The 20,183-nt window shown below is 64.4% G+C and carries 24 protein-coding genes; 10 read left to right on the top strand and 14 right to left on the bottom strand.

Annotation, left to right across the window (positions count from 1 at the left end; translation table 11 throughout):
• Window positions 1-30 precede the first annotated feature (30 nt).
• Both rpoZ and folK read right to left on the bottom strand, forming a co-directional pair.
• Complete coding sequence (gene rpoZ / locus AB0T83_RS00250; RefSeq protein WP_193141848.1) at window positions 31-384, bottom strand: DNA-directed RNA polymerase subunit omega; 354 nt, start codon at window positions 382-384, stop codon at window positions 31-33.
• A 77-nt stretch (window positions 385-461) separates the two neighbouring features.
• Window positions 462-1,064: a 2-amino-4-hydroxy-6-hydroxymethyldihydropteridine diphosphokinase gene (gene folK / locus AB0T83_RS00245; protein WP_366190549.1), complete on the bottom strand. Its 603-nt coding sequence runs from the start codon at window positions 1,062-1,064 to the stop codon at window positions 462-464.
• A gap of 119 nt (window positions 1,065-1,183) precedes the next feature.
• On the opposite strand from folK, the gene AB0T83_RS00240 reads away from it, so the two are divergent.
• Window positions 1,184-1,771: a LabA-like NYN domain-containing protein gene (locus AB0T83_RS00240; RefSeq protein ID WP_366190547.1), complete on the top strand. Its 588-nt coding sequence runs from the start codon at window positions 1,184-1,186 to the stop codon at window positions 1,769-1,771.
• A gap of 67 nt (window positions 1,772-1,838) precedes the next feature.
• Here the strand turns inward: AB0T83_RS00240 and AB0T83_RS00235 are convergent, their stop codons facing one another.
• Window positions 1,839-2,435: a cytochrome P460 family protein gene (locus tag AB0T83_RS00235; protein WP_366190545.1), complete on the bottom strand. Its 597-nt coding sequence runs from the start codon at window positions 2,433-2,435 to the stop codon at window positions 1,839-1,841.
• A 171-nt stretch (window positions 2,436-2,606) separates the two neighbouring features.
• Here AB0T83_RS00235 and ispH point away from each other — a divergent pair, with 171 nt between their 5' ends.
• Genes ispH through AB0T83_RS00210 form a run of 5 tightly spaced genes read left to right on the top strand, consistent with a single transcriptional unit; the run spans window position 2,607 to window position 5,685 of the window.
• Window positions 2,607-3,557 (top strand): 4-hydroxy-3-methylbut-2-enyl diphosphate reductase, encoded by a 951-nt coding sequence (gene ispH, locus AB0T83_RS00230; RefSeq protein ID WP_366190543.1) that lies wholly within the window; start codon window positions 2,607-2,609, stop codon window positions 3,555-3,557.
• Window positions 3,554-4,006, top strand: a complete 453-nt coding sequence (locus AB0T83_RS00225; RefSeq protein ID WP_366190541.1) for a DUF3429 domain-containing protein — start codon at window positions 3,554-3,556, stop codon at window positions 4,004-4,006. Before ispH ends, AB0T83_RS00225 begins: the two co-directional genes overlap by 4 nt.
• Entirely contained in the window at window positions 4,003-4,599 is a 597-nt protein-coding gene (locus tag AB0T83_RS00220) for a class I SAM-dependent DNA methyltransferase (protein ID WP_366190540.1), read from the top strand. The genes AB0T83_RS00225 and AB0T83_RS00220 overlap by 4 nt, the downstream gene beginning before the upstream one ends.
• The gene (gene rnhA / locus AB0T83_RS00215) at window positions 4,592-5,062 is read left to right on the top strand and encodes a ribonuclease HI (protein WP_366190538.1); all 471 of its coding nucleotides are present in this window, start codon (window positions 4,592-4,594) and stop codon (window positions 5,060-5,062) included. Before AB0T83_RS00220 ends, rnhA begins: the two co-directional genes overlap by 8 nt.
• On the top strand, window positions 5,059-5,685 hold the full coding sequence (locus AB0T83_RS00210) for a trimeric intracellular cation channel family protein (protein WP_366190536.1): 627 nt from the start codon (window positions 5,059-5,061) through the stop codon (window positions 5,683-5,685). The genes rnhA and AB0T83_RS00210 overlap by 4 nt, the downstream gene beginning before the upstream one ends.
• Here the strand turns inward: AB0T83_RS00210 and fmt are convergent.
• The 3 genes from fmt to def (AB0T83_RS00195) form a co-directional block, all read right to left on the bottom strand.
• A complete protein-coding gene (fmt, locus tag AB0T83_RS00205; RefSeq protein WP_366190534.1) occupies window positions 5,682-6,581 on the bottom strand; it encodes a methionyl-tRNA formyltransferase in 900 nt (299 codons plus the stop codon). The genes AB0T83_RS00210 and fmt overlap by 4 nt on opposite strands.
• Before the next feature lie 9 nt (window positions 6,582-6,590).
• A complete protein-coding gene (gene def / locus AB0T83_RS00200; protein WP_366190532.1) occupies window positions 6,591-7,088 on the bottom strand; it encodes a peptide deformylase in 498 nt (165 codons plus the stop codon).
• Between the two features lie 63 nt (window positions 7,089-7,151).
• Window positions 7,152-7,673: a peptide deformylase gene (gene def / locus AB0T83_RS00195; RefSeq protein ID WP_366190530.1), complete on the bottom strand. Its 522-nt coding sequence runs from the start codon at window positions 7,671-7,673 to the stop codon at window positions 7,152-7,154.
• 98 nt (window positions 7,674-7,771) lie between these two features.
• Here def (AB0T83_RS00195) and AB0T83_RS00190 point away from each other — a divergent pair, with 98 nt between their 5' ends.
• The gene (locus AB0T83_RS00190) at window positions 7,772-8,968 is read left to right on the top strand and encodes a MalY/PatB family protein (protein ID WP_366190528.1); all 1,197 of its coding nucleotides are present in this window, start codon (window positions 7,772-7,774) and stop codon (window positions 8,966-8,968) included.
• Window positions 8,969-8,983: 15 nt separating this feature from the next.
• Here AB0T83_RS00190 and AB0T83_RS00185 read toward each other — a convergent pair whose 3' ends face one another.
• From AB0T83_RS00185 to AB0T83_RS00160, 6 genes are all read right to left on the bottom strand, one after another.
• Entirely contained in the window at window positions 8,984-9,730 is a 747-nt protein-coding gene (locus AB0T83_RS00185; RefSeq protein ID WP_366190526.1) for a DUF4344 domain-containing metallopeptidase, read from the bottom strand.
• Window positions 9,730-10,509, bottom strand: a complete 780-nt coding sequence (gene cobM, locus AB0T83_RS00180; RefSeq protein WP_366190524.1) for a precorrin-4 C(11)-methyltransferase — start codon at window positions 10,507-10,509, stop codon at window positions 9,730-9,732. The genes AB0T83_RS00185 and cobM overlap by 1 nt, the downstream gene beginning before the upstream one ends.
• 49 nt (window positions 10,510-10,558) lie before the next feature.
• Window positions 10,559-11,413, bottom strand: coding sequence for a D-amino-acid transaminase (locus AB0T83_RS00175; RefSeq protein WP_366190522.1), 855 nt, complete (start codon window positions 11,411-11,413; stop codon window positions 10,559-10,561).
• Window positions 11,414-11,509: 96 nt separating this feature from the next.
• Complete coding sequence (locus tag AB0T83_RS00170) at window positions 11,510-11,941, bottom strand: thioredoxin family protein (RefSeq protein ID WP_366190520.1); 432 nt, start codon at window positions 11,939-11,941, stop codon at window positions 11,510-11,512.
• 139 nt (window positions 11,942-12,080) lie between these two features.
• Window positions 12,081-12,689 (bottom strand): DNA-3-methyladenine glycosylase I, encoded by a 609-nt coding sequence (locus AB0T83_RS00165; RefSeq protein ID WP_366190518.1) that lies wholly within the window; start codon window positions 12,687-12,689, stop codon window positions 12,081-12,083.
• A 68-nt stretch (window positions 12,690-12,757) separates the two neighbouring features.
• On the bottom strand, window positions 12,758-13,603 hold the full coding sequence (locus AB0T83_RS00160) for a transcriptional regulator (protein WP_366190516.1): 846 nt from the start codon (window positions 13,601-13,603) through the stop codon (window positions 12,758-12,760).
• A gap of 119 nt (window positions 13,604-13,722) precedes the next feature.
• On the opposite strand from AB0T83_RS00160, the gene AB0T83_RS00155 reads away from it, so the two are divergent.
• A complete protein-coding gene (locus tag AB0T83_RS00155; protein WP_366190514.1) occupies window positions 13,723-13,989 on the top strand; it encodes a DUF2061 domain-containing protein in 267 nt (88 codons plus the stop codon).
• Here AB0T83_RS00155 and parA read toward each other — a convergent pair.
• The gene (gene parA, locus AB0T83_RS00150) at window positions 13,947-14,585 is read right to left on the bottom strand and encodes a ParA family partition ATPase (RefSeq protein ID WP_366190512.1); all 639 of its coding nucleotides are present in this window, start codon (window positions 14,583-14,585) and stop codon (window positions 13,947-13,949) included. The two genes, AB0T83_RS00155 and parA, sit on opposite strands and share 43 nt — an antisense overlap.
• Before the next feature lie 195 nt (window positions 14,586-14,780).
• Between parA and AB0T83_RS00145 the strand changes: the two genes are divergently transcribed.
• Window positions 14,781-15,941, top strand: a complete 1,161-nt coding sequence (locus tag AB0T83_RS00145; RefSeq protein WP_366190510.1) for an amidohydrolase family protein — start codon at window positions 14,781-14,783, stop codon at window positions 15,939-15,941.
• 425 nt (window positions 15,942-16,366) lie between these two features.
• On the opposite strand, the gene AB0T83_RS00140 is transcribed toward AB0T83_RS00145, so the two are convergent.
• Window positions 16,367-18,001 carry an ORC-CDC6 family AAA ATPase gene (locus tag AB0T83_RS00140; RefSeq protein WP_366190508.1) on the bottom strand — a complete coding sequence of 545 codons (1,635 nt, stop codon included), beginning with the start codon at window positions 17,999-18,001 and terminating at the stop codon, window positions 16,367-16,369.
• 370 nt (window positions 18,002-18,371) lie between these two features.
• Between AB0T83_RS00140 and lepA the strand changes: the two genes are divergently transcribed.
• Entirely contained in the window at window positions 18,372-20,171 is a 1,800-nt protein-coding gene (lepA, locus tag AB0T83_RS00135) for a translation elongation factor 4 (protein ID WP_366190506.1), read from the top strand.
• Window positions 20,172-20,183: the final 12 nt, after the last annotated feature.

Below are 20,183 nucleotides of genomic sequence, written 5' to 3'. Positions count from 1 at the left end.
TGCACGACGCGCGGTGTCCTGTTGTGAGTGTCAGCCGTTTTCCTGCGCTTGCATCAGCGCACGCAGAAGTTTTTCTTCCGACATGTCTTCTTCGGCGGGTTTGTCGGCCTCGACCCCCATCAGCAGCGACATCTGATCGTCTTCCGGCTCATCGACCTCGATCTGGGTCTGATGGCTTTCGATCATCCGCTCACGCAGGTCGTCGGTGTTTTGGGTTTCCTCGGCGATTTCGCGCAGGCTGACGACCGGGTTCTTGTCGTTGTCCCGATCGACGGTCAGCGGTGCACCGCTGGCGATTTCGCGGGCGCGATGCGCGGCGAGCATGACCAGTTCGAACCGGTTGGGAACTTTGTCAACGCAGTCTTCGACAGTGACGCGAGCCATCGGAATCTCCTCGGGGGCATTTCGGCAAGCCTGTAACCTATGCAAGATCGCAAGGGGTTGCAAGCGCAAAGGGACAGTCAGCCTGTCCAGCCGATTGGCGTGATCCCGGCCCTGCCCTGCGGGCCCAGATCGGCCAGCATTCGGGCCACGCTGCGCCCCAGAACCGGGTGTTGCCAGTCGGGGGCAATATCGTGCATGGGCACCAGCACGAAGCCACGGTCCTGAAGGCGCGGATGCGGCAGAACCAGCCGGTCCGGGGCGGCCCGGGCCTGCAAGTCCGGCGACAGGCCGGACCAGTAATCATAGGTGGCGCGATCCGGTAGGATGCTGTCGCCATATGCAAGTAGATCAAGATCGATGCCGCGGGCGCCCCAACGTTCAAGGCGGGTTCGCCCATAGCGGGTTTCAACCGCGTGCAATCGCGCCATGAGCGAGTTCGCGCTCAAACGAGACTTCACTTTTGCGACAGCGTTCACATAGTCCGGCCCGGCCCCAGCGGGGAAGCACGGAGTTTGATAACAATCACTTAGCGCCTCTAATTCCGTGAATCCACTTTCAATTTCCCGCAGCGCCGCTTGCAGGGTCTGCCGCGGGGACCCCGCGTTCGACGGCAGGTTGGCTCCGAGGGCGATGAAGATATTTGTGACGCTATTGTGAAGTTCGGCTTGCGGCGCTACCATTTTTCGCTACCTGTTCGGAGGGTGCCTTCGGACACCTGTTTCTGAATCGAAGTCACTATAGAAAATGCGGGCAGGCGACCAGCATCTGCCGTCCTGCATCAATTTGGGAAGGAACTATTATGTTCTATCGCGATGAACGGCTTGCCTTGTTCATTGATGGGTCGAATCTGTATGCAGCCGCCAAGTCCTTGGGCTTCGACATCGACTACAAGCTGCTGCGCCAGGAATTCATGCGCCGGGGGAAGCTTCTGAGAGCTTTCTACTATACCGCGCTTCTGGAAAACGACGAATATTCGCCGATCCGCCCGCTGGTGGACTGGCTGCACTACAACGGATTCTCCATGGTGACCAAGCCCGCCAAGGAGTACACCGACTCGATGGGCCGCCGGAAGGTCAAGGGCAACATGGACATCGAACTGACCGTCGATGCCCTGGAACTGGCCCCCCATGTGGATCACATCGTTCTGTTTTCCGGCGACGGCGATTTCCGGCCTCTGATCGAGGCGCTTCAGCGCAAGGGTGTGCGGGTGTCGGTGGTGTCGACGATCCGCTCGCAGCCGCCGATGATCTCGGACGACCTGCGCCGCCAGGCCGACAATTTCATCGAGTTGGACGAGCTGAAGGACGTGATCGGCCGCCCCCCGCGGGAACCGCGCGAGCCGCGCGAAACCGGCTTTCAGGAAACGTCGGAAGCCGAAGACGCCTGATCCGGCTTGCCAATCAGAAAACGCCCGGCATCCGCGCCGGGCGTTTGTCGTTTCGCGGCACCGCCGGTCAGTTGGAAATGCGTGCCTCCTCGACCGGATATCCAAGCCCGCCCTGGAAGTCATAGCCCAGGTGGCATTCGTTGCAGGCGGTCATCACGTCAAGCGCCATGGGCGCCCCGGAAGGCGCTACAGCCATATAGTACCAGTCCAGCGTTTCGGGCGAGGTTCCAGCCTCGACCTTCTGCATCAGGAACAGCGGCCCGGGCGTGACCTTGCCCGCCTCGCTGACCGCGAAGCTTTCCTTGGCAATCACCGTACCCGCCGGGATCACCGGATCCTCGGCGTATCGCATATAGGCTTCGGCCCCGACATCGTTGACATAAGTCACAAGGAACCGTTCGCTGTGAACGCCGGGCGCGGCCGGAAAGGCCGACGCAGCGGTCCAGTCGCGATAGTCGGCCACGAACTCGGCCGGGATCCAGCGTTTCGGGCCGCTGTCATACCCCGCCTTCAGCGCCCCGGCGATGCAGTCATAGACCGCCGCCGCTTCCTCGCCGGTCAGGTCATAGCCGGATTTCCCCGGATCGCAGTCCTGCGCCAAGGCGCTGCCGGCAAGCCCCAGCACCGCCAACCCCGCCCCTATCATCACTCTGGTCGTCTTCATTGGTCATCCTCCACTTTCCCTCTGGTCAAGGCTCTGCCCATGCGGCCGTTTCCGCAAGTCACGCCGGTTCACAACCTGTTGCCCCGCGGCCCGCGCGCGCGCCGCCCCGGCACCTGTCGTGCTGGACGCGCGCGTCGCACAAGCCTAAATGGATGGAAAACGGAGCCCGCGATGACCAAGCCCCCCCTGACCATCCTTCTGGCCGCACCGCGCGGGTTCTGCGCGGGCGTCGACCGCGCCATCAAGATCGTCGAAATGGCGTTGGAGAAATGGGGTGCCCCGGTCTATGTACGCCACGAGATCGTGCACAACAAATACGTGGTCGACGGGCTGCGCGCCAAAGGCGCGGTGTTCGTGGAAGAACTGGACGACTGCCCCGACGACCGCCCGGTGATCTTCTCGGCCCATGGCGTGCCGAAATCGGTGCCCGCTGCCGCCGCCAAGCGCGAGATGATCTATGTGGATGCCACCTGCCCCTTGGTCAGCAAGGTCCATATCGAAGCCGCCCGCCACGCCGAGACCGGGCTTCAGATCATCATGATCGGCCACGCCGGCCACCCCGAGACCATCGGCACCATGGGGCAACTGCCCGAGGGCGAGGTGCTGCTGGTGGAAAACGTCGAACAGGTGGCGCATGTGACCCCGCGCGATCCGGCGCAACTGGCCTTCGTGACCCAGACCACCCTGTCGGTGGATGACACCGTCGACATCATCGCCGCCCTGCGCGCCCGCTTCCCGGCCATCGTCGGGCCGCACAAGGAAGACATCTGTTATGCCACCACCAACCGGCAGGAAGCGGTGAAGGCCGCCGCTCCGCGCGCCGATGCGTTGCTGGTGGTGGGCGCACCGAATTCTTCCAACTCGAAACGGCTGGTGGATGTGGGGGCGCGCGCGGGCTGTGCCTATGCGCAGCTGGTGCAGCGCGGCGGCGACATCGACTGGCGCGCGCTGGACGGAATCCGCACGCTGGCGATCACCGCCGGGGCTTCGGCCCCCGAGGAACTGGTGACCGAGGTCATCGACGCTTTCCGCGACCGGTTCGACGTCACTGTCGAGCAGGTGGAAACCGCACGCGAGGATGTGGAATTCAAGGTGCCGCGCGTGCTGCGGGAACCTGCATGAGTGCCATCCCACGCTCTGCCCTGATCCTTGGGCTGGCCGGGGTGCTGCCTTTTGCCTGGGGCGCGCTGACCGAGATCTTCCCGGCGCTGTTCGACTGGGGCCAGTCCGCACTGGGCTCGCGCTTTGTCGGCCAATACGTGCTGGTGTTCTATGGCACCATCATCCTGTCGTTCATGTCGGGCGTGCTGTGGGGGTTTGCCACCCGTGCGCAAGGCGGCACTGCAACGCTGGGATATGGTCTCAGCACCTTGCCCGCGCTCTGGGCGTTCTTCTTCGTCGGCGGCGGGGCCGAACGCGCCACATGGTTCCTGATCGCGGGATATCTTGGCCTGCTGGGGCTGGATCACCTGTATGCCCGCTGGGGGCTGACGCCGGACTGGTGGACCAGCTTGCGCAACCTGCTGACCGCGCTGGTGCTGGCTTGCCTGACGCTGGGCCTGCTGTTTTGACCGGACCCGACCCGGAAACACTGGCGGTGTATGACGACAAGGCCGAAGACTACGGCACGCGCTTTTGCTGGGATAAACCCTATCCGCGCCTCGATGCCTTTCTGGACGGGGTTGCGCCGGGCGGGCGCATTCTGGATCTGGGCTGCGGCGTCGGCACCGCCTCTGCCCAGATGCGGGACCGGGGGTTCGACGTGGTGGCGCTGGATCCTTCCGAAGGCATGGCGCGGGTGGCACTGGACCGGCACGGGCTCGACGTGCTGCAAGGCGATTTCGACAAGGTGCCCGACCTGGGCCGGTTCGACGCGGTCTGGGCGCATTTCAGTCTGTTGCACGCCCCGCGCGCCGATCTGCCCCGCCACTTATCCGCGATCCACGCCGCCCTGCCGCCCCAAGGCCCCTTTCTTGTTGCCATGAAAACCGGTACCACCACGACCCGCGACCGGCTTGGCCGGCGCTATACCTATGTGACGGAGACCGAATTGACCGGCTTGCTGACAGACGCAGGATTTGCCCCGTCCGAGATCGCCCATGGCGCCGACGAAGGCCTCGATGGCACCGTCGCCCCCTGGATCATGGTGACCGCCCATGCCTGAGATCTTCGCCTATACCGACGGCGCCTGTTCCGGCAATCCCGGCCCCGGCGGCTGGGGCGCGCTGCTGATCGCCCGCGACGACGACACCGTGGTGCGCGAGCGGGAACTCTCCGGCGGCGAGGCCGACACCACCAACAACCGGATGGAGCTTCTGGCTGCGATCCACGCGCTGGAAGCCCTGTCGCGCCCGTCGAAGGTCACCGTGATCACCGACAGCGCTTATGTGAAGGGCGGCATCACCCAGTGGATGGTCGGCTGGAAGAAGAACGGCTGGAAGACCTCGACCCGCAAGCCGGTGAAGAACGAAGACCTCTGGCGCCGTCTCGACGAGGCCCGCAGCCGCCACGACGTGACATGGGAATGGGTCAAGGGCCATGCCGGGCATCCCGAGAACGAGCGCGCCGATGAATTGGCCCGTGCCGGCATGGCCCCCTACAAACCGGCCCGGAAGGCGCGGACGTGACGCCGCCGGCGCTGCTTGACCTGGCCTCGGTGGCGGTGTTTGCCCTGACCGGCGCGCTGGTGGCCAGCCGGGCGCAACTCGACATCGTGGGGTTCCTGTTCATCGCCTGCCTGACGGCGGTGGGCGGCGGCACCGTGCGCGACCTGCTGATCGGCCGCGACCCGGTGTTCTGGATTTCCTCGCCCAAGCCGATCCTCGTGGCCAGCGCGGCGGCGGTGCTGGTGTTCTTCACAGCCCATCTGCTGGAAAGCCGCTACAAGGTGCTGATCTGGCTGGATGCGCTGGCCCTGTCGGTGGCGGTGTCGGCCGGCATCGCGGCGGCCAAGGCCACCGGCCAGCCCACGCTGATCCTGCTGTTGATGGGCATCACCACCGGCTGCATGGGCGGGCTGCTGCGCGACGTGGTCTGCAACGAGGTGCCGCTGGTCCTGAAGGCCGGAGAGCTCTACGTCACCGCCGCCTTCGCAGGCGCGCTGGCCTCGGTGGTCACCGTGGAACTGGGCGGCACCGGCTGGGCGCCGCTGGTGGCCTGCACCGTGGTGACCTTCGCACTGCGGGCCGGGTCCATCGCCTTCGGCTGGCGCCTGCCGGCCTACAAGCCGCGTCCGCCCAAGGGACCCTAGGTCAACGCCTCTGGCAGGGGCGCGCCGCGCAGGAACTCATCGGCGCTCATGGCCCGCTTGCCCTGCCGTTGCGCTTCCAAAACCTCGATGGCCCCGCTCCCGCAAGCCACGGTGAAGCCGGACAGAACCTGCCCCGGCGCGCCGTGGCCCGCGACAACCCGGCTGCGCAACAACTTTACCCGCGCGCCCGCGACCTCGCACCAGGCACCGGGAAAGGGCGACAGCCCCCGGATCCGCCGATCCACCTCCGTCGCCGGACGGTGCCAGTCGATCCGCGCCTCGGCCTTGTCGATCTTGGCGGCATAGGTGACACCCGTGTCGGGCTGCGGTTCGGGCACCAGATCCGGCAGACGGTCCAAGGCCTCGACGATCAGCCGCGCCCCCATCTCCGAAAGTCGATCATGCAGATCCACCGTGGTTTCTTCGGCGCCGATGGGGGTGGCTTCGCGCAGCAGCACGGCGCCAGTGTCCAGCCCCGCGTCCATCTGCATGATGCAGATGCCGGTTTCCGCATCCCCGGACAGGATCGCCCGGTGGATCGGCGCCGCCCCGCGCCAGCGCGGCAGCAGCGAGGCATGGATGTTCAGGCAACCCAACCGCGGCGCGCCCAGCACCGCCTGCGGCAGGATCAGCCCGTAGGCCACCACGACCGCCACATCGGCGTTCAGCGCGGCAAACTCCGCCTGCGCCTCGCCCGCCCTCAGGCTGACCGGGTGGCGCACCTCCACCCCCATCTCCAGGGCCCGCGCATGAACCGGCGTGGGGCGATCCTTCTTGCCCCGGCCCGCCGGGCGCGGCGGCTGGCAATAGACGGCGGCGACCTCGTGCCCGGCGGCCACCAGCGCCTCCAGCACCGGCACCGAGAACTCCGGCGTTCCCATGAAGATCACCCGCATCCCAGTCTCCTATCCGGCGCGCTTGCCGGCCCGTTTCAACAGCATGGACCGTTTGGTCCGGCTCAGCCGGTCGAAATACATCCGCCCCGCCAGGTGATCGATCTGATGCTGGACCGAGGTGGCCCAGAGCCCCACGAAATCGCGCTCCTCAATCCCGCCTTCGGCATTCAGAAACCGCACCGTCACCGCGCGCGGCCGTGAAATCGTCGCCCAGAAACCGGGCAGATTGGGACTGGCCTCGTCATGCTGGCGCGGGTCGACGCTGGCATGCAGCACTTCGGGGTTGGCCATGCACACCGCCTGCCCACGCGCCTCCGAGGCATCCACCACCGCCAGCCGCTGCATCACCCCGATCTGGCAGGCCGCCAGCCCGACCCCGGGCATGGCGTCCATGGTCTCCACCATGTCGGCCCAGATCGCGCGCACCGCGTCGGTCACCTCGGGCACATCGGCACAGGGGGTGCGCAACCGCTTGTCCGGCCACATCACGAACGGTCTGACAGCCATGCGCCCCTTCCCTTTTTTCTTGTCAAAAATACTCACGGCCCGACGCGGGCCGCGCGCGCAGCGTCACAGCCGGGCGCGTTCCCGCTTCAGCTTGACCATCTTGCGGGTGATCAACTGCCGTTTCAGCGGCTTGAGATAGTCGATGAACAGCTTGCCATCCAGATGGTCGATCTCGTGCTGCACGCAGGTCGCCCACAGCCCGCCGAAATCGCGGGTCTGCTCGGCCCCGTCGCGGTCGATCCAGCGCACGGTGACCTCGGCGGGCCGCGTTACATCGGCGAATTGCTCGGGGATCGACAAGCAGCCTTCCTCATAGGTGTTCAGCTCGTCCGAGGCCGCCAGGACCTCGGGGTTGAACATCACCGTGGGCTGCGGTGCGGCACCTTCTTCCTTGACGCAATCCATCACGATCAGCCGTGTCAACTGGCCGATCTGCGGCGCGGCCAGACCGATGCCCGGCGCGTCATACATGGTTTCCAGCATGTCGTCGGCCAGCTGGCGCAACTCGTCCGACAGGTCGGCCACGGGGGCGGCCAGCTTTTTAAGGCGCGGGTCGGGGTGGATCAGGATCGGCTTGATGGTCATGACGCTCATTTAGGACAAGGTGCCCCGGCGTGCAATCGCCCTTGCGCCCGCGCGGCAGATCCCTAGCCTGCGCGCATCACCCGAACGCCGAGGATCCCATGCCAGACGACAATGCCTTCGACCCGCGTTTTGACACGCTCATCGACCGCCGCGGCACCCATTGCTCGAAGTGGGACGCGATGGAGGGCGCCTATGGCGTCTCCGCCGACGACGGGCTGGCGATGTGGGTGGCGGATATGGATTTCGCCTCTGCCGACCCGATCCAGGCGGCGGTGCGGCGCATGGCCGACCATGGCGTCTATGGATATTTCACCGACGACAGCGCATATCGCGCCGCGATCTGCTGGTGGATGGAAAATCGTCACGGCTGGACTATCGACCCGGCGTCGATCATGACCGCCCACGGCGTGTGCAACGGGGTCGGCCTATGCGTCGAGGTCTGGAGCGATCCGGGCGATGCGGTGATCCTGTTCACCCCGGTCTACCACGCCTTTGCCCGCATTATCGCCTCGGCCGGCCGCCAGGTCACCGAATGCCCGCTGGCCCTGGACAACGGCCAGTACGTCATGGATTTCGACGCCTACGAATCCCTTCTGACCGGCTGCGAAAAGATGCTGATCCTGTGTTCGCCGCACAATCCCGGCGGTCGCGTCTGGACGCGGGACGAGTTGCGGCAGGTGGCCGCCTTTGCCGAGAAACACGACCTTCTGGTGATCTCGGACGAGATCCACCACGATCTGGTGTTCCCCGGCGCCGAGCATGTCGCCTTCCCGCTGGCCGCGCCCGAGCTTCTGGATCGCACAGTGATGCTGACCGCAGCCTCCAAGACCTTCAACACCGCCGCTGCCGAAACCGGCAATGTCATCATCGCCAACCCCAAGCTGCGGGCCGAGTTTCATGCCCGTCAGCGCGGGCTCAGCCTGTCGCCCAACGCTTTCGGGCTCCACATGATCACGGCGGCCTACAGCCCCGAGGGCGCGGAATGGGTCGATGCGCTGGTGCCCTATCTGGATGAAAACCGCCGCATCTTCGATACTGGCGTCAATGCCATTCCGGGGCTGGTGTCGATGCCGATGCAGGCCACCTACCTCTCGTGGGTGGATTTCTCGGGCACCGGCATGACGCATGACGACTACACCGGCCGGGTCTTCAAGCAGGCCCGTATCGCGGCCAACAAGGGCACCACTTTCGGCACCGGCGGGGAAAGCTACCTGCGCTTCAACATCGGCACTCAACGTGCGCGGGTGGTTGAGGCGGTCGCGCGCCTTCAGGCAGCCTTTGACGATTTGCAATGAATGCTGCGCCGAGCGTCACAGATGTCCGGCCAGCGCCTCCAGATGCGGGATGAATTCGACACAGAAGATCAATTCGGTTGTGTCGGGATCGTAGAAGGCGTTGGCTTCCTCGCAGACCATGACCCAGACGTCGATGTCGCGCTTCAGGCCGAACAGCGCGTTGAACTCTTCCACTTCTGCGCCGATGACTTCCGCCATCCAGCCCTCGCTGCCGTCTTCGACATAAAGCAACAGTTGTCCCGGTCCGTCGGCGATTTCCTCCAGTGCGATACCCCAGCTTTCGGCGGCAAGGTCGAATTCCTCCACGCAGTAGTCGGCGCGTTCTTCCGGCAGCGCCAGATCGCGGGCCAGATCATCGCGCACCTCGGGGTTGGCGCCGTAGAACAGGCAGGTGGTGGTGTAGAACCGCTGTTCATCCACCCCGTGCACGTCCCACCAGGCGATCTCGTCGCCCGTCGCATCGCGCAGTTCCGCCTCGGCCAGAAACCCCAGCGCCGCGTCATAGGCGATGGCCTGCGCGCTGTCCTCCTCGAACAGCGCGTCGATCATCAGGATCGAGAACACATCCGCCGCGTCTTCTTCCTGCCCGAAGATCGGCAGCGCCAGCTGGTCGATCAGGGCATGGCCGATCTCGTGATAGAAGATGCTGATGAGATTGGCCTCGACGAAGGCCGCAACGGCCGAATCATCCGAATCCGCCGGCGCCGGCATTGGGCCAACCGCCGCCGAGGCCAGTGCCGCCGCTGCCAGCGCGGCCCGCATCAGGCCGCTCCCGGCGTCCGCACCCGTGGCCTCAGCACATGCGGCACATCGGGATCATAAAGGGCGCTGTCCTTGAAGTCGGAAACCTCGCCCAGAACCGGGCCGACCAGGATCAGCGCGGTGCGGGTGATCTTCTCGGCGCGCACCTTCTGCTGGATGTCCGCCAGCGTGCCGCGAATGAACATCTGGTCCGGCCAGCCGACGCGATAGGCCACCACCACCGGGCAATCGGCCCCATAGTGCGGCGTCAGCACCCGTTCGATCTCACGCAGGGCGCGCACGCCCAGATGGATCGCCAGCGTCGCGCCGGTGCGGGCGAAGTTTTCCAGCGTCTCGCGCGGGGGCATCGAGGTGGATTTCATCGACACCCGCGTCAGAACGATGGATTGCGCCACTTCCGGCACCGTCAACTCCTGCCCCAGCGCCGCAGCCGCCGCAGCATAGGCAGGCACGCCGGGGATCACCTGATAGTCGATACCATCGGCGCGCAGGCGCCGGATCTGCTCGGCAATCGCGCCGTAAAGCGACGGGTCGCCGGAATGCACCCGCGCCACGTCCTGCCCCTTGGCGTGGGCCACGACGATCTCGGCATGGGTGTCGTCCAGCGTCATCGGTGCGGTGTCCAGAACCCGCGCCCCTTCTGGGGCATTGGCCACAACCTCGGCCGGCACCAGAGAGCCTGCGTAGAGGCACACCGGGCAGGCGGCGATCAGGCGTTGCGCCTTCAGCGTCAGCAGCTCCGGGTCGCCCGGCCCCGCGCCAATGAAATAGACGGTCATCTGTCAGTTCTCCCGGCCAAAGGGCCTGCGCGGACGGCGGACGCGGCGCTCAGATCGCCTTGGCGCGCGCTTCGTCCATGTAGATCTCGCGCAGGCGCTTCGCGATCGGCCCCGGCGCGCCATCGCCCAGCGTGGCACCGTCGATCTCGACCACCGGGGTCACGAAGGTCGTGGCCGAGGTGATGAAGGCTTCGGCGGCGTTCTGGGCTTCCTCGATGGTGAAGGGGCGTTCCTCGACCACCATCTGCGCCTCTTCAGCCATGCGCAGAACGGCAGCGCGGGTGATCCCGTGCAGGATGGCGTTGGACAGTTGCCGGGTGACGATCTTGCCGTCCCTGGTGACGATATAGGCGTTGTTCGAGGTGCCCTCGGTCACCACGCCCTCTTCCACCATCCAGGCATCATCCGCCCCGGCGGCCTTGGCCATCATCTTGCCCATCGACGGGTACAGAAGCTGCACCGTTTTGATGTCGCGGCGGCCCCAGCGCTGATCCTCGATCGAGATCACCTTCAGGCCGGTTTCGGCCTTGGGCGAGCCCGAGATGTTCATCACCAGGGTGAACAGCACGATGGTGGGCTTCGGGTTGGCGGGATAGGCGAAATCGCGATCTGCTGCCCCACGGGTGATTTGCAGGTACACGCCGCCCTCTTCCAGACCGTTGCGGGCGATCAACTCGCGATTGATTTCCAGCAGTTCCTCGAACGTGACCGGATTGGGCATGTCCAACTCGTCCAGCGAGCGTTGCAGCCGCTTGGCATGACCATCGAAATCCACCAGCTTGCCATTGAGCACCGAGGTGACTTCATACACCCCATCTGCGAACAGGAACCCGCGGTCGAAAACCGAGATCTTCGCGTCTTCTTCGGGCAGGTATTCGCCGTTGACATAGACGATGCGACTCATGGGGTCCTCCGGGATCTGTGTGGGCCGTTGCGTCGGGTTACCGTGGCAGCGCCACAGCGTCCAGCCCTTGCAGAGCGCGAAGCGGCCGCTGCGCGGTCACAGCGCCCCGACCCAGGCCGCGATCCGCTCGGACGGCTCCACGCCCACGTGGCGGGCCACCTCGCCACCCCGACAGAAGGCGACCATCGTCGGCAGACCCTCGATGCGAAACCGCCATTCCGAGGCCGGGCTGGTCTCGGTGTTCAGCCGCACCATCCGGGCCCGCCCCTGCACCGCCTGCGCGGCCGAGGCGAATTGTGTCTGCATCGTCGCGCAGGGGCGGCACCATGGCGCCCAGAAATCCACCACGATCGGCAGGGTGTCGCGGCGCACGGCACGCTCCAGCGTGCTCAGATCGACCTCGCGCACGCCGTCGGGCATCAGCGGATCACCGCACAGGATACAGGTGGGGGCACGTCCAAGTGCGGAAGCGGACAGCCTGTTCAAATGGCTGCAACTCAGACAGGTCAGGTGCATCAAATCCGGCATGAAATTGTCCTTGGGTCAATCTCTTACGTAGATGCGAATTGGTACGCCCCGTTCAATCGCGCTTAGGTATTGTTGGGCTATCCATTGGAATAGTCCCGGCGGGGCTGGGCCGGGTTCGGACCCTGTTTCGACCTTCAACTTAAACGGGTGACGCGAAACGGTCCCGGGCCGCCGTCACCTCGGCCCGCGTCACGCATGTTTCCAGATGATCGTTGACCAGCCCCATCGCCTGCATGAAGGCAAAGGCGGTGGTCGGGCCGACGAACTTCCAGCCCCGCGCCTTCAGTGCCTTCGACAGCGCCACCGACGCCGGACATGTGGTCACCGTTTGCGGCGGCCAGACCTCGGCGCGGGGCGGTTCGAACCGCCAGAAAAAGGCGGCAAGGCTGCCTTCGGTCGCCTCCATCTCGCAGGCGCGGGCGGCATTGATGATGACCGCCTCGATCTTGCCGCGATGGCGGATGATGCCCGCGTCGCCCATCAGACGCGCGACCTCGGCGGGGCCATAGTCGGCCATCTGGTGAAAGTCGAACCCGTCGAAAGCGGCGCGGAAATTCTCGCGCTTGTTCAGGATGGTGCGCCAGCTCAGCCCGGACTGGAAGCTCTCAAGGCACAGCTTTTCGAACAGCCGCCGGTCGTCTTCCACCGGAAAGCCCCATTCCCGGTCATGATAGGGGAAAAATTCGGCCACCGTGCCGCACCAGCCGCAGCGGGGATGGCCATCGGGGCCGGAAACGGTCTGGGGCATGACACCTCGCGCAGAACTATCGGGATCGGATGCATCCTGCGGTGCCACGCGACCCACTGCAAGCGGCTTCAGATCTCTGCCGACATCTTCCGTGCCACCGCAGCGAAACCATGCGCCTCCACCACCGCCTCGCGCACCAGCCAGTCAAAATGCCGGGTCAGGCTGCGCATCCGGTCCCGCTCGCGGAACGCCAGATAGAACCGGCCTACATATATAACCGCCAGTCCGGGACCGAAGATGGTCATCGGGGCGCTGAACACCCGGCGGGCGTCGAAGAGATACACCCGCAGCGACGGATACAGCGTGTCGCAGCGGTCCGCCATATGCGTCAGCAGATCCCGGCGCAGACCCGGCGCCAGCCCCGAATAATAACCGGTGCCGCTGGCAAGGCTGCGCAACTCGTGCTCGGGGAGCGCGATTTCATAGTCCGAGCCGGTCTCCTCGGCCCAGGTCAGGAATTCCGAGGCGATCCGCACGGCCTGGTCCGGGGTCTTGCCCATCTGGGTGTCGTATTCCCAGCGCAGCACGGCTTCGGTCTTGAGCATGTCCGGCAGGGTGGCGGGCACATGGCGGATCTTGAAGCCGCGCGCCTCGCGATGCCACGCCATGATCTGATCGTCCGCGACCGAGCGTTCCGCCCCGGTCATCGCCATCGCCGCATCCAGCAGATCGCCGGGGCGTTCGGGATGATCACTCAGCCCCAGCAGCCAGTCGCAACTGACCCGCAGCACCGCCGCCAGATCGGCCAGCAGCGCGCCCGAGGGCAAGCGCGCCTCCCCCGCCTGCAACAATTGCCCGATGGTGGACCGATCCGCCGAGACCGCCCGCGCCAGCGACGAGCGGTTCAGACCGTCGCGCGCCATGGCCTCTTGCAGGCGGGTGCGGAACAGGGCGGCGCGGTCGCGTTTGTCCATTTTCCTCAACCTTGGTGATTTCTGTCACCATCTTGAGGATTTTGCAGACATCCGCAAGAATTCCCCACGGCCCTGTCCCGCGCTACTCTGGCCCTGTCTTTGGCGTCAAGAGGTTCCCTGTGTCCGACACCCCCCTGCGCACCCTGGCGAAAACCCTGACATGGCAAGGACTTGGCCTGCTGACCATGACCCTGATCGGTTTGGCCATCACCGGCTCGGTCTCGGCCGGCGGCACCATCGCGCTGATCGGCGCCGGGGTCGGCGCGGTGTGCTACGTGCTGCACGAACGGCTGTGGGCGCGGGTGCGCTGGGGCCGCAGGCAGGGGCGACTGGAGTCCGGGTCTCAGCCTTGCAACATTGCCCCGATCTCGTCCAGAAGCGCCTGAATTTCCTGCGCGGCGGGACCCGAGGCCGCCTTCTCGGTCACCCCGGTGCCTTCGCCCAGAACCTCGGCAAAGATCACGCGGTTGGCGATGGCGGTTTCGGCGCGCGGCGCCGACAGGGCGCTCAACTCCTCCGAGACTTCCGCCGTCAGCCGTGCCCTTGCGGCGGCGCGGTTCAGCACCAGCATCACCGGGCGGTCCACCCGTTCGGCCAGTTCCAGAATGCTTTCGGTGGCCCACAGGTCCACATGGCTGGTCGCCACCGGCACCAGCACCAGATCGCTTTCGCGCAGCGCCGGGCGCAGGTCGCTGTCGATCTTGGGCGGCGTGTCGATGATGACGAAATCGTTGCGGTCGCGCATCTTCTCGGCCTCATAGCCGACGCCCCAGGCACTGGCGGTGCCGAAGTCCAGCCCGGCTTCACCGCCCCGCGCCTCGCGCCGGGTCATGAACCAGCGCCCCAGCGAGCCCTGCGGATCGGTGTCGATCACCGCCACGCTGTGCCCGCGCCCCACCAGCGCAATGGCCAGATTGGCCGCCAGCGTGGTCTTGCCCGACCCGCCCTTCTGCTGCGCCACCGTAATGACCGTTCCTGTCATGCCAGCCCCCCTGATCCCCGGCCCTGTCTGCGCGGGCCTTTCCTCAATGCTTAGGGACAGAAACCGCACAGGTCTACCCTGACGGAAGCCGCGCCCCGCCTGCGCCCCGCGACATGTCATGTTTTCAGCGCCGCGCTGTCATACCGCGGACACATTGGGCACTTATCCCCATCAGACCGCAACGAAGGAACCGGGATGTCCGCCCCACTGCCCCCCTTGCGCCTGACCGGAGGTCTCAGCCTGCGCGACGGCGTGCTCGCCCCCCGCTCCATCGCCCTGTCCGGTGGCCGCTTTGCCAAGGGGCCGTTCCCGGCGGTGGACATGCGCGGCTTCTACCTGCTGCCGGGGATCGTGGATCTGCAAGGCCTGCTGGGGCCCGGCCCATCGGCCACCAGCGGCCCCGACCCCGAGCAGATCGACCGCGACAGCGCCGCCTGCGGGATCACCACCCGCTGCGTCACCCTGCCCTGGTCATGGGAAGGGCCCTGCCAAAGCCCCAAGGCCACCGCCGCCTTCGCCCGCACCCTTGCGGCCCGGCGCGGCCGCCTGCGCACCGATCTGCACCTGCATCTGGCCGCCGACCGCCTGATGGTGCCCGCCGAGGCTGCGCTGCTGGATCTGGCCCGCACCATCGGAGTGCGTCAGGTCAGCTTCTCCAACACCGCCGAGGAGGCCGCCGAGATGCGCCTTTCCCGACCCGAGGCCTTCGCGCAACTGGCCTGGACCCGTGCCCTGCCCGTCGCTGATCTCTCCGCCGCGCTGGACCGGGCGCTGACCCATGCCCCCGCGATGCCGCGCCACCTGTGCCGGCTGGCCGAGGCCTTCGACCGGCTGGGGGTGATCTATGGCTCCAGCGGCGACGACAGCGCCGAGACGCGCGAGCATTACTCGATGATCGGCGCGCGGGTCTGTTACGCGCCGGGTACTGCCCGCGTGGCCGCCGCCGCCCGCGCCGTGGGCGATCCGGTGGTGGCCGACGCCGCGGGGCTGCTGTTCCCGGACCCCGCACGCCGGACGCCGCCGGTGGCCGACCTGCTGGATGCGGGGTTGTGCTCGGCGCTGGCGGGCGGGCGTCACCCGGCGGCGCTGGCGCAGGCGGCGTTTCACCTGGCCGACAGCGGGCGGCTGCCACTGGAGCGCGCCTGGGCGCTGATCTCGAAAACCCCGGCCGAGATCCTGCGCCTGCCCGACCGCGGCATCATTGCGCCCGGCAAACGCGCCGATCTGACCGTCGTCAACGCCGACACCCGGCAGGTCGAGGCCACAATCTGCGCCGGCCGCATCAGCTTTCTGACAGGAGAGGCCGCCACGCGGTTCCTGGGCGCCGAGGTGCATCGCGGGATGGCGGCGGAGTAAGGCGGTCGAGGGCTTGGCGGTCCGTGCCGCCGCCGACCTCATGGGAGGCCGGCGATCTGTCGCAAGATCACCATGACTTCGCGACGGGCCCGACCGAGGACGGAATCGAGACAGATGGACCCGTTACACCCCGGTGTGGTCGATACCCCGCTGAAAAAACGGCAGCCCGAAGTTCAAGGCCGCATCCGCAACCGTCACGCCCGGCGGCCCCGCCGGGCAGCCCCCACCCGCCGCCAGCCGGGGGCTTCGCCCTCACCTCGGACAGGTGCCGCCTTTGGGGATTGGGGGATGCGCTTGGGATGGATGTCCAAGATGCGATGTATCGGACCAGGACCCACTACGGCCTTATTCGACACCAGATATTTTGCTGCTACCGATATTTTTTCCCGACGCATCCGGCTCTAAGTTGACGAACATGCCAAACCTTATTCCGTTCTCCAAGAAATTTCCGGCGCCAAGTGTTCAGGATGGGATTCATAAAACTCTTGGATTTCCAAGATGGACCTTCGGTAAGAGCGGCCATCATCTTCTCCAGGAACCTCAACCATTGAAACTATATCTTCCAATTTATTCTCGCGGTCGAAAGCCACTTCTTGAGGCATTAAGTTGGTCGCAATCAAGTCGACATAGCATCCGTAGTCTATCTTGTAGTGGTAGTATCTAGTCCCTGCACGATCACGTGATGAAACGTTCTTCTGCCTGAGGTGGATTAGGCGTCTATCGAACAAAAGGTCTACATTTCTATCCTTGCTTCCAGCCTCAAGGAGAAATGCGTTTGTCTTTTTTTGCCTGATCGACTTGTCAACGATGAATTGCAAAAGGTCTCGAAGTGCAGGGTTCGCATCGACTTGGGAGCTTTTGTCATCTTGATAGTATTTATGGCCAGCGGTTCGAACAATGGGGATATCTATCCTTTTCCCATATGCCATCTGGGCACACGAAGAGACAATGTGCAGAGCGTCGCGCGGCACACCCTCGCAGGATTTTACAAATTCCTCAAATGAGGTTTTTTGATTGAATGCCGCGCGATATAATTCATTTGAATCTTTGGGTTCCGCCCAACCCTTTTCCCGGCAGTAGCTAAGGACGTGTTTGAAAAGAAACTCCTTAAAAAAGGCGACGCTTCGGTCCTTGTCGTTGTCAAAGAGCAAAAACTCATCGAGCCGCACGTTATTGCGAACGTCAGCCGTCGGCTCCAAGCCGATGGAATTGTCGGCGCCCGATTCTAGAAGGAACTTCGTGCGATGTTCTATCGCGCCGATCTTCACTGTGATGTTAGGTATTGTGAAAAATGCCCGTCGAAGCATGTCCGCAAGAAAAGGTTGAACTTCTTGAGGAAGGGAACTCCACTCGTCTAAGATCACCCAGATTCTGTTCGCTGGAATTGCATTGCATAGATCACGCAACGCACTACTTAGATTAGGAAATCTGACTGCAAGCCTTTCTACTCCAGTTTTCTGAAGTTTCACGGAGTCAGTCTTCATTCCGCCTGAAGATCTATTTACTGAAGCATCGCCGCCGGGCATCAGGCCTTTGAGTTTGGCAGCTAGATTGATCGAGGATGATGTCGTGTTCTCCGACTTATCCTCATAGGTCGCAGTTGTTTCGCCAGTAACACGAACCTGGGCACACGCGTTGTTGAATGCCTCTAGTTTGCTGTCAACTAGCGTAAGATTGACTTCGGGCGTAGAAAGCAAATAATCCAGAATTCCATCTTGTATAAACGCCAGAGTATCCAAGAGAAGGCGGGTTGTTCTATCCGTGACGGGCAAGGAAGGGTCGGAATACATTGATCCGTCAGACCCGAGGCTTCTCATATCAACAAAAAGCGCACAATCTCCTTCATCAAGCTGAGTAGAGTATAGGAAACGCAACGCATGCGTTTTCCCGGTGCCACGTCTGCCGAAGATCACCTGATGATCCTCTGTCGCAAGCAAATCTTGCAGTGGGCCAACTGAAGAAAAAGATTCTACAACTTGGTCTGGGGCTAGACGTTCCGCACGCCCCTTGAGCCTAATAAGCGTTCTCAAAGCGATGTCTGAATCGAAATCCTGTTTCAAGGACGTACTCCAATATTATATTGACCCTATGATTTCTGCACTATGAACAAGTCCTTCTGGCAGGGCAATCTCCTGTGCTCTGCGCATCTGCCATTGCGGACACAAATACCGTTTGAGTTGGCGACTGAGGTGCCCGATATGTGGTTGACTCGCCTACCAGCATTCGCTGCGGCACGCACACAGGACAGCAAAGGGCTGCAAGCGGTCGTTCACTGTGCCTGGAATCATGGTCGGCTTCGAGCCGGACGCCCCCACCCCCCCCTCACGCCCCACAACCTGTTCCCTCTGGAATCTCCCGCCAGATCGGCTATGTCAGGGCAGATTTGCGGCTGCAGCCTCCGCACCCCCTCTCAGGACTGACCCGACGCCGATGACCGAGCTTTCAAAGATCCGCAACTTCTCCATCGTGGCCCATATCGACCACGGCAAATCGACCCTTGCCGACCGGCTCATCCAGATGACCGGCACGGTGGCCGAACGCGACATGCAGGAGCAGCTTCTCGACAGCATGGATATCGAGCGCGAGCGCGGCATCACCATCAAGGCCAACACCGTGCGCATCGAATACCCCGCACAGGACGGCCAGACCTATGTTCTGAACCTGATCGACACGCCGGGCCATGTGGATTTCGGCTATGAGGTCAGCCGCTCGATGCGGGCCGTCGAAGGCTCGCTGCTGGTGGTGGATGCCTCGCAAGGGGTCGAGGCGCAGACGCTGGCCAATGTCTATCAGGCGATCGAGGCGGATCACGAGATCGTGCCGGTGCTCAACAAGGTCGACCTGCCGGCGGCCGAACCCGACCGCGTGCGCGAGCAGATCGAGGATGTCATCGGGATCGAGGCCCATGACGCGGTGGAAATCTCGGCCAAGACCGGCCTCGGCATCCCCGACGTTCTGGAGGCCATCGTCCAGCGCCTGCCCGCCCCCAAGGGCGACCGCGACGCGCCGCTGAAGGCGATGCTGGTGGACAGCTATTACGACGCCTACCTCGGCGTTGTTGTCATCATCCGGGTCATCGACGGCGTGATCAGGAAGGGCGACCGCATCCGCATGATGCGCACCGGGGGCACCTATGGCATTGACCGGCTGGGCGTCTTCAAGCCGGCCATGCAGAACATCGCCGAACTGGGTCCGGGCGAGATCGGCTTCCTGACCGCCTCGATCAAGCAGGTGCGCGACACCCGCGTCGGCGACACCATCACCCACGAGAAGAAGCAATGCGCCACCCCGCTGCCCGGCTTCAAACCGGCGCAACCGGTGGTCTTCTGCGGCCTGTTCCCGGTGGACAGCTCGGAATTCGAGGACCTGCGCACCGCGATCGAGAAACTGGCCCTGAACGACGCCTCCTTCAGCTACGAGATGGAGACCTCCGCCGCCCTCGGCTTCGGCTTCCGCTGCGGCTTCCTCGGCCTGTTGCACCTCGAGGTCATCCGCGACCGGATCGAGCGTGAATATGACATCGAGCTGATCACCACCGCGCCCTCGGTGGTCTACCACATCTACACCCGCGACGGCGCGATGAGCGAGTTGCACAACCCCGCCGACATGCCCGACCCGGCCACCATCGACCACATCGAGGAGCCGCGCATCAAGGCCACCATCCTGGTGCCCGACGAATACCTCGGCGATGTGCTGAAGCTGTGCCAGGACCGGCGCGGCATCCAGCTGGACCTGACCTATGCCGGCTCCCGCGCCATGGCGGTCTATGACCTGCCCCTGAACGAGGTGGTCTTCGACTTCTACGACCGCCTGAAATCGGTGACCAAGGGCTATGCCTCCTTCGACTACCAGCTGGAAGGCTACCGCCAGGACACCCTCGTCAAGATGCAAGTGCTGGTGAACGACGAGCCCGTCGACGCCCTGTCGATGATGGTCCACCGCGACCGCGCCGAGACCCGGGGCCGCGCCATGTGCGAAAAGCTCAAAGAGCTGATCCCCCGCCACATGTTCAAGATCCCGATCCAGGCCGCCATCGGCGGCCGCGTCATCGCCCGCGAGACCCTGTCCGCCATGCGCAAGGACGTGACCGCCAAATGCTACGGCGGCGACGCGACGCGGAAGCGCAAGCTGCTGGACAAGCAGAAGGCGGGCAAGAAGAAGATGCGCCAGTTCGGGAAAGTGGAGATCCCGCAGCAGGCGTTCATTTCGGCGTTGAAGATGGATGAGTGAGCACTTTTGGGT

Source organism: Meridianimarinicoccus marinus, assembly GCF_040689105.1.
GTDB classification, from domain to species: domain Bacteria; phylum Pseudomonadota; class Alphaproteobacteria; order Rhodobacterales; family Rhodobacteraceae; genus Meridianimarinicoccus; species Meridianimarinicoccus marinus.
Note: the sequence above shows the minus strand (reverse complement) of the source record. Positions and strands in the feature narration are given on the sequence as shown.

Bases quoted from the DNA above. Each gene is read 5' to 3' on its own strand.
- AB0T83_RS00225 (WP_366190541.1), top strand. From the start codon at position 3,554: ATGAGTGCCATCCCACGCTCTGCCCTGATCCTTGGGCTGGCCGGGGTG.
- AB0T83_RS00235 (WP_366190545.1), bottom strand. From the start codon at position 2,435: ATGAAGACGACCAGAGTGATGATAGGGGCGGGGTTGGCGGTGCTGGGG.
- fmt (WP_366190534.1), bottom strand. From the start codon at position 6,581: ATGCGGGTGATCTTCATGGGAACGCCGGAGTTCTCGGTGCCGGTGCTG.
- AB0T83_RS00190 (WP_366190528.1), top strand. From the start codon at position 7,772: ATGCCAGACGACAATGCCTTCGACCCGCGTTTTGACACGCTCATCGAC.
- ispH (WP_366190543.1), top strand. From the start codon at position 2,607: ATGACCAAGCCCCCCCTGACCATCCTTCTGGCCGCACCGCGCGGGTTC.
- rnhA (WP_366190538.1), top strand. From the start codon at position 4,592: ATGCCTGAGATCTTCGCCTATACCGACGGCGCCTGTTCCGGCAATCCC.
- def (WP_366190532.1), bottom strand. From the start codon at position 7,088: ATGGCTGTCAGACCGTTCGTGATGTGGCCGGACAAGCGGTTGCGCACC.
- folK (WP_366190549.1), bottom strand. From the start codon at position 1,064: ATGGTAGCGCCGCAAGCCGAACTTCACAATAGCGTCACAAATATCTTC.
- AB0T83_RS00165 (WP_366190518.1), bottom strand. From the start codon at position 12,689: ATGCCCCAGACCGTTTCCGGCCCCGATGGCCATCCCCGCTGCGGCTGG.
- AB0T83_RS00240 (WP_366190547.1), top strand. From the start codon at position 1,184: ATGTTCTATCGCGATGAACGGCTTGCCTTGTTCATTGATGGGTCGAAT.
- AB0T83_RS00170 (WP_366190520.1), bottom strand. From the start codon at position 11,941: ATGCCGGATTTGATGCACCTGACCTGTCTGAGTTGCAGCCATTTGAAC.
- def (WP_366190530.1), bottom strand. From the start codon at position 7,673: ATGACCATCAAGCCGATCCTGATCCACCCCGACCCGCGCCTTAAAAAG.
- lepA (WP_366190506.1), top strand. From the start codon at position 18,372: ATGACCGAGCTTTCAAAGATCCGCAACTTCTCCATCGTGGCCCATATC.
- AB0T83_RS00185 (WP_366190526.1), bottom strand. From the start codon at position 9,730: ATGCGGGCCGCGCTGGCAGCGGCGGCACTGGCCTCGGCGGCGGTTGGC.
- parA (WP_366190512.1), bottom strand. From the start codon at position 14,585: ATGACAGGAACGGTCATTACGGTGGCGCAGCAGAAGGGCGGGTCGGGC.
- AB0T83_RS00160 (WP_366190516.1), bottom strand. From the start codon at position 13,603: ATGGACAAACGCGACCGCGCCGCCCTGTTCCGCACCCGCCTGCAAGAG.
- rpoZ (WP_193141848.1), bottom strand. From the start codon at position 384: ATGGCTCGCGTCACTGTCGAAGACTGCGTTGACAAAGTTCCCAACCGG.
- AB0T83_RS00175 (WP_366190522.1), bottom strand. From the start codon at position 11,413: ATGAGTCGCATCGTCTATGTCAACGGCGAATACCTGCCCGAAGAAGAC.
- cobM (WP_366190524.1), bottom strand. From the start codon at position 10,509: ATGACCGTCTATTTCATTGGCGCGGGGCCGGGCGACCCGGAGCTGCTG.
- AB0T83_RS00145 (WP_366190510.1), top strand. From the start codon at position 14,781: ATGTCCGCCCCACTGCCCCCCTTGCGCCTGACCGGAGGTCTCAGCCTG.